The following is a 12,256-nucleotide window of genomic DNA, read 5'->3' as shown; positions in this document are numbered from 1 at the left end:
CAGAGGATGGGTCTGATACTGTATGAGCGGGGGCGAGGGGTGTCTATTATGCGGCGAGGGCGTATCGATGCGCGATGTCATGCATACGGGGTTCTGACATCTCAAACGTTCCCAGCACGATAGGTTTGCCATCCCATTCAGATGTTGTAACCGGGATAGGATCCCATCCTGAGCGCATCAGGATACGATACATTGGTTTAAAAAAGACACCAGTGACAATATCAATTCCTGCATCCAGACATATTTCAGAAAGCTTTACAAAAAGTTCTCCAGTATAGGATGCAGGATCTCCTTTCCGGTATGTTGCGCAATACCTTGTTACTTCCCAAATGTTTGCGCCGTAGATATCGGGGCAGTTAGGAAAAAAGCGATGGAAAACGTTCCGCAGCATTGTCGGGCCAGTTGTCGGTAATAGTCTGATGGATGTGGCATGGGACCCATCAGGACGTTCTACGACAATATAAAGCGGGTTATATTGCCGGTCATATTCATCTTCTTCTCTCTCATGCTCAACTTTCACATCCCAATGCATGCGTGTGTGAAAAACATCAGCCCGTGCACGGACCATATTTTCATACGTTCTGTAATTTTTCATTCTTTCTGAGAATGTGAATACTTTAATCATGTCACTATCCATTTGGTTGCGGATAATGAAAATTAACTTTCCACGGATAAATAAAAATATATCGATTATAATATATTTATTTGTGCGTAGTTGTTTTGTATTCTGGCAGGCTTTCTGCTTCGCTCTTGTTTATTAACTATTTTACATATTTGTGTCGAAGTGAATATTTGAACACCTTCATCCTGCTGGGGGCTGGGTTCTGGCAGTCGTTTGCAGATTTGGGGCGTGAGAGAAAACGAAGCGCTTTGCCAGGCGTTAAAGGGCACCGTAGGGAAGCGGCTAGATTGTTTTTTTGAATGGAGAGGGTGTGTTCTAAAAGCTCACTCTTTTGAAGGATGAGGGAGTATAGGCATGCGAACAGAACACGCGATAGCTCAGGACATTGAGGACCGCGAAAGGCGGATAGAACTGCTGGTCAAACGGTTGCCTGCGCGCATGCAGAATGCTGTTCACTGGCTGCGGCGGCCTCAGGCGCGTTGGGTGCGTATGCCGGCGGGCGCGTTCTTTATTCTGGGTGGGTGTCTGGCTATTCTGCCGGTGTTTGGGGTGTGGATGCTGCCACTCGGCTTTTTACTGTTGTCCGATGATGTTCCGCCATTACAGCGCCTGACCAATAAAGCGTTGGCGTGGGTTGAAGCCAAACGGCCTCATTGGATGGGGCTGCCGCATTTATAAAAAGGCTCGGCATGCGGCCAGCTCAGTTTGCCAGCTTAACGCGATTTTTAGTTAACGGGCTTCTTCCATTTTAATATCGTCAGCCTTCAGGTCTGGGACGACGTCTTTTTCTGGCTGACAGGGAAAAGAGGGACGCGTTGCCTCAGGCTGTTCTTCCTGATCGGTTTTCTCTGGAGGCGGCTGATGAGGGTGAGGGCCAAAACCATTCATGGCCTGCCGCATGCCCATTCCTGCTAACCCGCCAGCCATATTTCCGGCTCCGGGAATGGCTCCCAGGGCAGCCGGCAACATTGTTTGCATGGCATTTCCAACCTCTATCCTGCCGTGGAAGGCGCGATGGTGAGCCGGGGCCGTATTCTGGCAAGTTGTTTCAGCCGTTTTTTCTTTATGGGAGGCACACCCAGCTATGCTGAGGCTGAGCACGACAAGGCCAATACGTAAACGGCTGATCATGGGAAACCTTTATCATCAGGATCGTTTCATACAGGCCATGCGTGTATGAGCTTTTTCCATAAAGGTGATGATTTCTGGTTTGGAAAGAGGGGTTTATCATTATTTCAAAAATGAAAAGAATGCAGCCCGGACAAACTTTTGCCACACCCCCGGCGGAACAGTGGTCATGTTACAGATGAGGTCTCTTATGAAGACAAAATTTATCCTTGCTCTGGCTCTCGGGTGTTTTGCCGTAGCAGCACCCCAGTCCTATGCTGATCCGCGTGGTCAGGGTGGGCCGGGCGGTCATGGCGGGCCCGGTGGCGCAAGCGGCCCCGGTGGTGGCGGTCAGCACGGCAACCGTGGTCCTAACATGGGCAATGGCCGTGGTGGCCCGCAGCAGGCTTACGATATGAACCGCCGCTGGACGCGTGGCGAACGGTATGATGGCCCGCGTGAATCCCGCTGGATGGTGAATGACTGGCGGCGTCAGCCGGGCCTGTGGGCTCCGCCTAGTGGGTATCAGTGGATGCGTTACGGCAACCAGTTCCTTCTGACAGCGCTCACCACGGGCATTATCGCTGGTGTTGTAAATGCAGGCATGACGGCGGTCACACCGGCTGTTCCCGTTGTTCCCGCAACTCCGATGGTGCCGGTTGCACCGGGTTACCCGGCAACGCAGGGCTATCCGACCGGCAACTATGGCAGCCCGTACTAATTCAAAGGCTTTTCTGAAAAAACGCCATTTGGATATCAATAAAAAAGGGGATGCAGCCAGGTCTGGCGCATCCCCTTTTTTGTAACCTGAGCGGATCTGTCCGACGTTAGGCTTTCGCTGCGTCTGCCAGCGTCTGTTCGATCAGGTCCAGACCTTCATCCAGCAGGGCATCAGAGGCGGTCAGAGGGGTGAGGATACGGATTGTCGCCCCTTTCACGCCACACGCCAGCAGGATCAGCCCTTTTTCACAGGCCTGAGCGCAGAGTTTGCCCGCGGCACCCGCCCGCTGTTCGGTGCTCCCATGGGTTTCCAGAATATCAAACGCCACCATTGCCCCCAGACCACGAGGCATACTGACGGGCAGGAGGTCGGAGCGCTTGTGCCAGCTTTCAATACGGGTGCGCAGGCGCTCACCCATGGCATTGGCGCGGTCCAGAAGCTTTTCTTCTTCAATCACGTCCAGCACGGCAAGTGCGGCGGCACAGGCCAGTGGTGCGCCTGCGTACGTGCCACCAAGGCCGCCGGGCGGGACTGCATCCATCAGGTCTGCACGGCCAATTACGCCGGAAATTGGCAGGCCACCGCCAAGAGATTTCGCAACCGAGACCAGATCCGGCTCAACGCCGGAATGTTCAATGCCGAACATCTTACCGGTACGGGCAAAGCCACTCTGCACTTCATCAGCAATCAGTTTGATGCCGTGTTCATCGCACAGGTGGCGCAGTTCTTTCAGCAAAGCCGTCGGAGCGACGCGGAACCCGCCTTCACCCTGCACAGGTTCAATAATAATGGCCGCGACCTGCGTAGGGGCAATATCCGCTGCAAACAGGAAGTGCAGCATTTTCAGACTGTCTTCCACGCTCACATCGCTGTCGGGGAAGGGAATGTGATAGACCTGACCGGGAAGCGTTCCGAAAGGAGCCTTGTAAGGCAGCACTTTTCCCGTCATGGCAGAGGCCAGCAGGGTGCGGCCATGAAAGCCGCCACAAAATGCAATGACGGCATTCCGGCCTGTTGCAGCACGGGCAATTTTTACGGCGTTTTCCGTTGCTTCCCCACCCGTGGAGAAGAAAATGGTCTTGGCCGGGCCGGAGAACGGGGCGCGTTCGTTCAGTTTTTCAGCAAGTTCAATATAGGACTCGTAGGGAGAAACCTGAAAAGCCGTATGCGTGAAGCGTTCAAGCTGGGCTTTGACGGCGGCCATAACCTTCGGGTGACGGTGCCCGACATTCAGCACCGCAATGCCGCCGCCGAAATCAACATAACGGCGACCTTCCACGTCCCACAGTTCCGCATTTTCGGCACGGTCTGCAAAAATGGGAGTGGAGGAGGCCACGCCACGGGGCACGGCATTGGCCCGGCGCGTCAGAAGGTCCTTGTTTGTTGTGCTCATGCCGTCTGGCTCCTGAAAAAGAAGGCTGCGCGGAAGCGGCTGCCCGAACAGAATTGTTTCAATGTCGTAAGTGGTTTTCAGGCTGCACGGGAGGCGATTTTTTCTTGCTGAGGTGGTGACGAATTATCACCATGTCTGGCGATGTGTTCAGGACGCCAGTCTCTCTGTTGAGATTTGCTCCAGCAGCCAGTCCCGGAAAAGGCTCAGGCCCCGGTTTTCCCAACCCCTGTCTGTGGTCCGCAGCACGTAGGAGCCGAGGGGCGTGTTTTGGATGGGCGTTCGGGTGGGCTGGATGCGGATCAGGCGTCCTGTTTCCAGATCATCCCCCAGCAGGAACGGGTTGCTCAGGGCAATGCCTTCCCCCGCACGGGCGGCAGCCAGCGTAATATGGGCCTGCCAGAGGCGGCCTGCGCTGGGAATGGTTTTGGTCGGCACATGTTGGGTCTGAAACCACAAACGCCATTCTGCATCATCTTCTTCCTGCAGCAGAGGGGCGTGGAGCAGATCCGCCACTGTTTCCGGTTGGCCGCCGAGTGCGGTCAGTCCTTCCGGGGAGATCACCGGAAAAACGGGAGGCCGCGCAATGTCCACGCTGCACAGGCCGCGCAGGGTGAGGGCTGCGGCGGTATCTCGTACATAGCAAATGTCTGCATGGGTCTCGGCCGCAATGCCGGTGGCGTGGAAGGCCGTGTTCGCATCAATCGGCCGCAGCATAAAATCGATCCCCGGATAAGTCCGGCGAAAGGCAGCAAGGCGTGGAAGCAGCCAGTGATATGCAAAGCCGTGCACGCAGGTCACGGTCAGGCTGGGTGTCTGCTGCCGGATTTCTGCGGTTGCGCGAACCAATCCCTCCAGATGAGGAAGGATCTGATTATAATAAGTCTGTCCTGCTGGTGTGAGGCCGCCTGTGGTGCGGTTGCGGAGCGGTGTGCCGAGCATTTGCTCAAGGTCGCGCACATGTCGGCTAATGGCAGCGTGATCCACGCGCAGTTCCGCAGCTGCACGCCGAATTCCCCCGGTGCGGGCAAAGGCAGCAAAGGCATTCAGGGCAGCCAGAGGGGGGATGCGGTATCGCTGGTCCATAGGGGCGCAAGACAACTGTTGAGCCTGCTACTTGGGCGCAAAATGGGTTGTACGCAAGGGATACGGCGCGGACCGCAATGCGGCGCGACTCCCCGTGTTTCCTGAGGGTAAGCACGGCACAGGAAGAGCGAAGACAATTTTTTTTGCGAAAAAAGAGCAAAAATCCCGGAAAACTGCCAAATTTTTATCACGAAATCGTTATGCCTGAAATTTAATCAAATGCTTTGAAAATGATCCACTCCTGTGGGTGGGACGCCTCCCCGTATCACGACTGCCTGTTTTTTATACTACAAATATTATCGGGATATGCTGATAAAATACAGTGTTTTTTAGGGTGATTACTGGAAGATTAGGTATGAAGCAGACTGATTAACTCTGCATTTTCTGAATATCTGGGTGCTTTTATTTTCCTGTTGCGGAAGGGAAGCGAGGTGTGGTTTTAGCCGTCCACACGATAAATCCAGAGGAAAATAAATAATGCTTATTCATGTTGTTAATGACGCCATGTCCGCCGCCATGCAGGTTGCCCCGATGGCTCCAATGCTCGCCTTCCTGCCGATTGTTGCCATGCTGATGCTGGCTACCGCGTTTTCTGACCGCACAGCCTGAGCGTTTTTACACGTTTCAGTCTGTTTTCCCTGTGTCAGCCTGTTGTGGCGTTGTGCCACACCACTAAGGCGAACACAGGTGTCCGGACCGTCATTCCTGAGGAATGACGTCAGTCCGGGGCGGGCCGCCTGCCAGAGCAGAGCCCGACCTTGCTGCTTCACGCAGCCTTTTCCCCCTTTATGCTGACTTACCGTGCGGCTCCATCTTCCCTGACAGATGTTTCTGTTTAAAACCGGGTGATCCGTCTTTTGATTAAGGCGTGTTGTTCATCACTGTTCGGGGCTGCACATGCAGGATCTTTTTAACGCGCATCATGTCGGGAATTCCCGCCCGCTTGGTTTGTCTGACGATGTTGTCAGCACCGCAACCTATGGCGGCCCGGACCAGTGCTATCGTTACACGCTTAAACGTGTGTGGGATGCGTCGCGCCCTGTCGTGATGTGGCTGATGATGAACCCTTCCGTTGCGACGGAAGTGGGGGATGACCGCACCGTGGCCAAATGCCAGCGCTATGCCCGCGCATGGGGGTATGGCGGCATTCTGGTGGGTAATACCTTTGCCTATCGCTGCACCGACCAGAAGCGCCTGCTGGAAACGCCGGACCCGGTCGGGCCGGAGAATGATGCCGCTCTTCTGGAAATGGCGCGCGAGGCGGATCTGGTGATCGCTGCCTATGGCTCCCCCCAGCACAAGGCCCTGCGCGATCGTGGTCCAGCCGTTGTACACACGCTCCAGCAGCACGGCATTCCTGTGTATGCCATGAAAGTGGGGGTTAATGGCCGCCCCTGTCACCCGCTTTATCTGCCATCTGCTCTCAAGCCTGTGCTGCTGCCTGCGTCCTGATCAGGGTTGCGTGGCGGCTCAGACGGTTGACGAAAGCCTGCCTTCAGTATCCGATCAGCAGGAACAGGGTCAGGCCGCAGCACAGTCCCTGCGGCAGGGCCGGGAATACGGCGGGGATGCATGCCTCGCTCCTGTAGGGGAAGGATTGGAATGACTGGTTCGTCACAGGCGCAGAACGCCGCACCGGAAGAGAACACGCAGGCCCGCATGCTGGACCGGCTGGGAGAAGTGGCAGTACGCACCGGCCTGAATGTGGCACCAGGGCAGCAGGTGATTATCACCGCGCCGCTGGATGCCGTGCCGCTGGTGCGGCGCGTGACAGAACACGCTTATAAGGCCGGGGCGTCGCTCGTCACCACCTTTTACGCGGATGAAGAAACCACTCTGGCCCGCTACCGCTTTGGGCATGAGGACACGTTTGACACCGCAGCCGACTGGATGGCGCGCGGCATGACGGAGGGTTTCCGTGCTGGGGCCGCGCGTCTGGCTATTACCGGGAGCAACCCGGCCCTTCTGGCAGGGCAGAACCCGGAGCATATTTCCCGCGCCAGCCGGGCCGCCTCCCGCGTGAACCGACCCGCCATGGAGATCATCACCAATTTTGATGTGAACTGGAATATCGTCGCAACCGCCACGCCCGCATGGGCCAAAGTGGTGTTTCCTGATCTGCCGGAAGATCAGGCTGTCGCGCGTCTGTGGCAGGCTATTTTTGCAGCCTCTCGTCTGACAGGAGCTGACCCTGTGGCAGACTGGGCGGAGCATAACGCCAACCTGCATCGTCGCGCTAAGTTTCTGAACGCCGCCCGTTACGCCGCACTGCATTTTACCGGACCGGGGACGGACCTGAAGGTCGGTCTGGCCGATGGGCACGACTGGGCTGGCGGGTCTGAAAAAGCAGGCAATGGCATTATCTGCAACCCGAATATCCCGACGGAAGAAGTCTTCACCACTCCGCACCGCCTGAAGGTGGATGGGCATGTGTCCAGCACCAAGCCGCTTTCTCATCAGGGCACGCTGATTGATGAAATCCGCGTGCGGTTTGAAGGCGGCAAGATTGTTGAGATGCACGCCGCAAAAGGAGAAGAGGTTCTGGCCCGCGTGCTGGATACGGATGAAGGCGCACGCAGGCTGGGTGAAGTGGCCCTCGTGCCGCATTCCTCGCCCATCTCGCAGAGTGGAATCCTGTTCCAGAACACGCTGTTTGATGAAAACGCTGCCAGCCACATCGCACTGGGTCAGGCTTACACCAAATGCATGCTGGATACGGCCGGGCAGGATGAAGCCGCTCTGGCCGCGCGTGGCGCCAATAGCAGCATGATCCATATCGACTGGATGATCGGCTCTGGTGAAATTGACGTCGATGGCATTGATGCAAATGGGACCGCCGTGCCCCTGATGCGCAAAGGTGAATGGGCTATTTCAGCCTGATATGAAGAAGGATTGTCTTTTTATGCATGGAATGAAGAAGGCCGCTCTGGTCGCAGTTCTGATGGCAGGAAGCGTGCTGGCTCAGCCTGCTCTGGCGCAGACCGCAGCGCCGGCTCAGGCACCCGCCCAGACGCAGGGCGCACTGGCTGCCCGCCCCAACCTGACCCCGGAGCAGATCACCACTTTGCAGCGGGATATGACGACCGCGCTGCACTACAAACTGGCGTCCAATGTGGTGCCGCGTTTGACGTCTACGCTTAAATCCATTCAGGCAGCCCATATTCAGCCGCCGGGGCGGTTTGGCATGTCCCTGGAAGAGCAGATTGCTATGGTCGGAAAAGTGCCGGGTCTGGAACCGATTTTGAAAACAAACGGTTTCACGGCACGCGAATTTGTTATGAGTCTGACCTGTGTGGGTCTGACCGGCAGCCTGATGAATGTGCCGCCGGGGCAGGCGACGGGCGGTGTCCCGACACCGGAGGCGGCCAATGTTGCAATTCTGAAGAGCAATCCGCAGGAAATGCAGGAGCTGATTACTGTTTTACGGGCGGAGCATCAGCCTGCTGCGCAGTAAGACGCGGAACGATCATTCGCTCTTTGCAAGCGGGCAGCATTGTAAAAATGCTGCCCGTTTTTGTTTGTGGAAAGTTTAAGCGACGGCTTCTGCCAGGTTTTTTTTGGCAGCGTTAATCGCCTTTTCCGTGGTGACGTTTGGCGTTATCAGGCGGCTTGCCCGACTAAGCGCCATGATGGGGAAAAACTGCCGGTACAGGTCATAACGCAGCATGAACGCTCTTGAGAGTTCTGCGCCCTGAAGCAGACGTTTTGACAAAGCCGGATCATCCAGCTTGATGGTCTGACCAACGCCGTATCCTGGGAAGCCGGTGCCGGTATATTCTTCTTCCGTCCAGCTGCCATCCGGCTCCTGCCGGTCAATCAGATAGCGGCAGCCTTTTTCAATCGCGGCATAATCCTGCGGGCGGCCAGCGGCAATCAGCCCCATCAACGCCCACGCTGTCTGAGACGGTGTGGTTTTACCGCGTCCAATGGAGGAAACCTCCATATAGGACGCACAGCTTTCACCCCAGCCTCCATCTTCCTGCTGGTAGGCGACCAGCCAGTCACAGGCTTTGGTGATGTAGGGCTGCGTCATGTCCTCCCCAATGGCAGCCAGAGCAGGCAGAACAGCCCCGGTGCCATAGACATAATTCACGCCCCAGCGGCCAAACCACGGCCCCAGCGGGTCCTGTTCAGCCCGGACATACGCCAGCGCGCGTTGAATGCACGGCAGGTCACGCGGGAGGCCAAGAATCCCGAAGGCTTCCAGAATATGCGCCGTCACATCCACAGAGGGCGGGTCAAGCGCTTCCCCAAAATCACAGAACGGGATTTTGGAAAGAAGGGTCTTGTTATTGTCTTTATCAAAAGCCCCCCAGCCGCCGCAGGAGCTCTGCATGCCGACCAGCCACCGTACGGCCCGCGCAATGGCCTCTTCAACGCCGCGTTCTTTCCATTCCGGTCTGTGGCGGCAGGAGGCGAGGGCGATCAGCGCGACGGCGGTATCATCCGTATCCGGGTAGAAGTCATTGGCATATTCAAAGGCCCAGCCGCCCGGTTCCACATTGGGCAGTTTGATGGACCAGTCGCCCTTCACGCGGACCTGCCGGTCCAGCAGCCAGCCCAGAGCTTTGTCCATCTGTGGTGTGAAGCGTTCTTCTGCTTTGGCGTCATGCAGAGCCATAATGGCCAGCATGGTATCCCACACCGGGCTGTTCGTGGCCTGAATCCAGGAGGCATCGCCTTTATCATGACGCCAGCCGGGATCATTCAGCGCATCAAGCGCCTTGGCCATGACGGGGTGATGGAACTGGAACCCTTCTCCATGCAGAGCCATCAGGCCATAAACCCACGGTGGCTGAATACCGCCCCAGCCCCCATCCGCATCCTGATGGCGAATGATCCATTCCAGCATATGGCGGATGGCGGCTTCACGTATTGTATTGCGCTTGAGAAATTTGGACTGGAGCCAGTGCAGGCCTTTATCCGTCGTGCGGAAGAAATCTGACCAGAGATCCCGACCTTCCTTCTTGGGGAGCGTATAGTCAAAATTCACACGCCCTTCAGGGAAGAGCGCATTCAGGCGGTCCTGCGGGCGCAGGGGGCGGCTGGGGCGGCGCGCGGATATCACGGCTAGCGGAACCAGCGTGGCCCGCGCCCACTGCGCAAAATTATAGATGGAGAAAACAAACTTGTTGGGGAACCAGATAATTTCCGGCGGTAGGTTGGGGGTTTTCTCCCACGGCCATTCCCCGATGAGCGCCAGCCAGTAGCGCGTGAAAACCCGGATGTTTCTCAGGCCGCCTTTTTGCGCAATCCATGTGCTGGCCTTGTGCAGAGCGGGATGGTCTTCCGCATAGCCGAGTGAGCGTAAGGCCGCATAGGCTTCAACCGTCGCGTTGATATCCCCGTTGCCTGCACCCAGATAAATCCCCCATGAGCCATCGTCCCGCTGCGTTTGCAGCAGCGCATTGCCCAGACGCGGGCGCAGCGGATGGTCGTCCAGACCAAGAAACCACAGTGCCAGACACCATTCTGCCTCCATGGAGGCATTGGACCCAACTGGCCCAACCCAGTGGCCATCGGGCTTTTGCTGGCTGATCAACCACTCACAGGCGGAAGAGACAGTATGGGTCAGGCTGTTTCCCATACTTTTGAATAGTGGCATATTCATTCTATAAACACCTACAAAAAATAGAAGATCTTGTCTGGACGATTCAGGTTTTTGATGGTCTGGCTGCCTCTTTCGGCAACATCAGTTTTTGAATATCCGCAAAGGCCGCATGCCACTCTGCGTCTGGCATGGTGATAAAACCAAAGCTGCGGAGAAAAAAAGCACCTTCTGCAGCAAAAATCATTGTGCGGATCTGCCGTGCTTCATCAGAATGGCAGACATCGTTTGTCAGCCAGCTGGCATACCAGTCTCGTATTTTTTTGAGATGATCTGGAGATTGCAGAAGGGTGATGAGCGTGCCGGCAATCCGGGTGCGGGTTGCATCATCAAGCTGGCCACAGGCCTGAACATATGCCCGTGCCTTATCAGCAGGACTGGCGTCCGGCGGCGTGTGTTTCTGCACTTCTGAATCGAAAGCTGTAATCCAGCGGTCAATCAGGGCCGTAATCAGGTCGTCCTTACTGCCAAAACAGTATTGCAACCCGCCTTTGGTAATTCCGGCCTCCCGGGCGACAGCGTCGAGTGTGAGGGCAATTGCGCCGTCTCTCTGGACTAGCTGCTCCGCACACTCCATGACCCGTTCCCGGTTGATGGTTCTGGGGCGTGCCATAACCTTCTCTTGCTCGTTGTTTCCGTCCAATCGGAATTAAACGAGATATTTTTCCCTTACAAGCCTGTTTTGGGCATACAGCCATGCCCGTTGCGTGGCCCAGTGGTGCGGTGCTTCCGCGCCTTATGCACGGTTCGCGGCGTCAGCAGTGGGCGGCGCGCGGCGGAAGGGTCAAACTATGGAGGGTGCCGCGCATGCGGAAATCGCCAAAATCCATATCCAGCATGTCCGAAACACCATTTGCAAAATAGCGCATGCCAATCTCGTAGTCTGGCAAGATGCTGTCCGGCGTGCGGCTGAAGAACGCCACATGCACGCGCCCGGCAGGCTGATTGGTCAGAGTGGGGGACGTGACCGGGTCTTTCGGCGGTCCCCAGCCCAGAAGCGTGATGTATGTCTCCTGCGCGCCATCGGGGCCGGTGCCGTCAAACAGCAAGGGGGCAATATTCGGTGCGCCACGCTGGGCTGCGGCAAGAATGGCGGCGGTGTGCGCCATGGGGAACAGCGTGCCCTCAGGCAGCTTTAGCGTTTTCTTGATCGGCTTGTCATACTGCACCACGCCGTGCCCCTGCGCATCGACATTGGCTTCTCCGCTGACAACCTGCAGCACGGCGTCATTGGATTTCTGCACAGTGCGAAACACCAGATGCCGACCATCCTTACTTTCCAGCGTGGTGTAGTCGGACACCATATTGACGGCGCCCCCGTTTCGGGTCGCGCTTTGAATGTCCAGATGTTGCTGGGTGGACCATGCCGAGCAGGTATCGCGCACCACATAGGTCATGCTGCCCGTGGCGGAAAGCGTGTTACCGCCGGATTCCGCCAGACTGAGGTCATAGAGCGCCCGCTGGCCAACCAGTGCGCTGGTGGCGGTCGCTGGGGCGGATGCCGGAGTGGGGGAAGAAGGGTGTGCTGCTGCAAGGCAGGCAGAGGGCAGGGCGCTTAAAAGAAACGCCGAGGCCAGATAGGCCCGGAAGGGGCGGCCCCCGTCTGGTCGGGGTGTCGGGCTAATGTGGCTGAACGCCCGACGGGCATGGCGGCGGAGGAATGCAGTCATGCCTGCGAGAAAAGAGCATCCGGGGCGGGAGCGCAACCACCCCGGATGCGGC

The 12,256-nt window shown here is 56.8% G+C and carries 14 protein-coding genes; 7 read left to right on the top strand and 7 right to left on the bottom strand.

Going from position 1 to position 12,256, the window contains the following annotated elements; all coding sequences use genetic code 11:
- Window positions 1-46: 46 nt before the first annotated feature.
- Window positions 47-625 carry an acyl-homoserine-lactone synthase gene (locus ACHQGU_RS12980; RefSeq protein ID WP_167347324.1) on the bottom strand — a complete coding sequence of 193 codons (579 nt, stop codon included), beginning with the start codon at window positions 623-625 and terminating at the stop codon, window positions 47-49.
- A 351-nt stretch (window positions 626-976) separates the two neighbouring features.
- Between ACHQGU_RS12980 and ACHQGU_RS12975 the strand changes: the two genes are divergently transcribed.
- On the top strand, window positions 977-1,300 hold the full coding sequence (locus ACHQGU_RS12975) for a hypothetical protein (RefSeq protein ID WP_062141987.1): 324 nt from the start codon (window positions 977-979) through the stop codon (window positions 1,298-1,300).
- A 51-nt stretch (window positions 1,301-1,351) separates the two neighbouring features.
- Here ACHQGU_RS12975 and ACHQGU_RS12970 read toward each other — a convergent pair whose 3' ends face one another.
- Window positions 1,352-1,753 carry a hypothetical protein gene (locus ACHQGU_RS12970; protein ID WP_156470017.1) on the bottom strand — a complete coding sequence of 134 codons (402 nt, stop codon included), beginning with the start codon at window positions 1,751-1,753 and terminating at the stop codon, window positions 1,352-1,354.
- A gap of 187 nt (window positions 1,754-1,940) precedes the next feature.
- Here ACHQGU_RS12970 and ACHQGU_RS12965 point away from each other — a divergent pair, with 187 nt between their 5' ends.
- Window positions 1,941-2,450: an RcnB family protein gene (locus ACHQGU_RS12965; protein ID WP_395495296.1), complete on the top strand. Its 510-nt coding sequence runs from the start codon at window positions 1,941-1,943 to the stop codon at window positions 2,448-2,450.
- Between the two features lie 106 nt (window positions 2,451-2,556).
- Here the strand turns inward: ACHQGU_RS12965 and gabT are convergent, their stop codons facing one another.
- Together gabT and ACHQGU_RS12955 are read right to left on the bottom strand one after the other, a co-directional pair.
- Complete coding sequence (gabT, locus tag ACHQGU_RS12960) at window positions 2,557-3,843, bottom strand: 4-aminobutyrate--2-oxoglutarate transaminase (protein ID WP_395495295.1); 1,287 nt, start codon at window positions 3,841-3,843, stop codon at window positions 2,557-2,559.
- A gap of 147 nt (window positions 3,844-3,990) precedes the next feature.
- Window positions 3,991-4,926 (bottom strand): LysR substrate-binding domain-containing protein, encoded by a 936-nt coding sequence (locus ACHQGU_RS12955; RefSeq protein ID WP_395496441.1) that lies wholly within the window; start codon window positions 4,924-4,926, stop codon window positions 3,991-3,993.
- 477 nt (window positions 4,927-5,403) lie between these two features.
- Here ACHQGU_RS12955 and ACHQGU_RS12950 point away from each other — a divergent pair, with 477 nt between their 5' ends.
- The 5 genes from ACHQGU_RS12950 (at window position 5,404) to ACHQGU_RS12930 (ending at window position 8,380) form a co-directional block, all read left to right on the top strand.
- Window positions 5,404-5,535: a hypothetical protein gene (locus tag ACHQGU_RS12950; protein WP_264820949.1), complete on the top strand. Its 132-nt coding sequence runs from the start codon at window positions 5,404-5,406 to the stop codon at window positions 5,533-5,535.
- Window positions 5,536-5,823: 288 nt separating this feature from the next.
- Entirely contained in the window at window positions 5,824-6,378 is a 555-nt protein-coding gene (locus tag ACHQGU_RS12945; protein ID WP_395495294.1) for a DUF1643 domain-containing protein, read from the top strand.
- 10 nt (window positions 6,379-6,388) lie between these two features.
- Window positions 6,389-6,532, top strand: coding sequence for a hypothetical protein (locus ACHQGU_RS12940; RefSeq protein WP_395495293.1), 144 nt, complete (start codon window positions 6,389-6,391; stop codon window positions 6,530-6,532).
- Window positions 6,529-7,806 carry an aminopeptidase gene (locus ACHQGU_RS12935; RefSeq protein WP_395495292.1) on the top strand — a complete coding sequence of 426 codons (1,278 nt, stop codon included), beginning with the start codon at window positions 6,529-6,531 and terminating at the stop codon, window positions 7,804-7,806. The genes ACHQGU_RS12940 and ACHQGU_RS12935 overlap by 4 nt, the downstream gene beginning before the upstream one ends.
- Before the next feature lie 22 nt (window positions 7,807-7,828).
- Window positions 7,829-8,380: a hypothetical protein gene (locus ACHQGU_RS12930; RefSeq protein WP_395495291.1), complete on the top strand. Its 552-nt coding sequence runs from the start codon at window positions 7,829-7,831 to the stop codon at window positions 8,378-8,380.
- Between the two features lie 75 nt (window positions 8,381-8,455).
- On the opposite strand, the gene shc is transcribed toward ACHQGU_RS12930, so the two are convergent.
- From shc to ACHQGU_RS12915, 3 genes are all read right to left on the bottom strand, one after another.
- Complete coding sequence (gene shc, locus ACHQGU_RS12925; RefSeq protein ID WP_395495290.1) at window positions 8,456-10,537, bottom strand: squalene--hopene cyclase; 2,082 nt, start codon at window positions 10,535-10,537, stop codon at window positions 8,456-8,458.
- A gap of 43 nt (window positions 10,538-10,580) precedes the next feature.
- Window positions 10,581-11,147, bottom strand: a complete 567-nt coding sequence (locus ACHQGU_RS12920; protein ID WP_062248417.1) for a TetR/AcrR family transcriptional regulator — start codon at window positions 11,145-11,147, stop codon at window positions 10,581-10,583.
- A gap of 142 nt (window positions 11,148-11,289) precedes the next feature.
- Entirely contained in the window at window positions 11,290-12,204 is a 915-nt protein-coding gene (locus ACHQGU_RS12915; protein WP_395495289.1) for an EipB family protein, read from the bottom strand.
- Between the last annotated feature and the right edge of the window lie 52 nt (window positions 12,205-12,256).

This window comes from Acetobacter sp. KSO5 (genome assembly GCF_044094635.1).
Classification (GTDB): Bacteria; Pseudomonadota; Alphaproteobacteria; order Acetobacterales; family Acetobacteraceae; genus Acetobacter; species Acetobacter cerevisiae.
The sequence above is the reverse complement of the archived record's forward strand: the minus strand, read 5'-3'. Positions and strand labels throughout refer to the sequence as shown.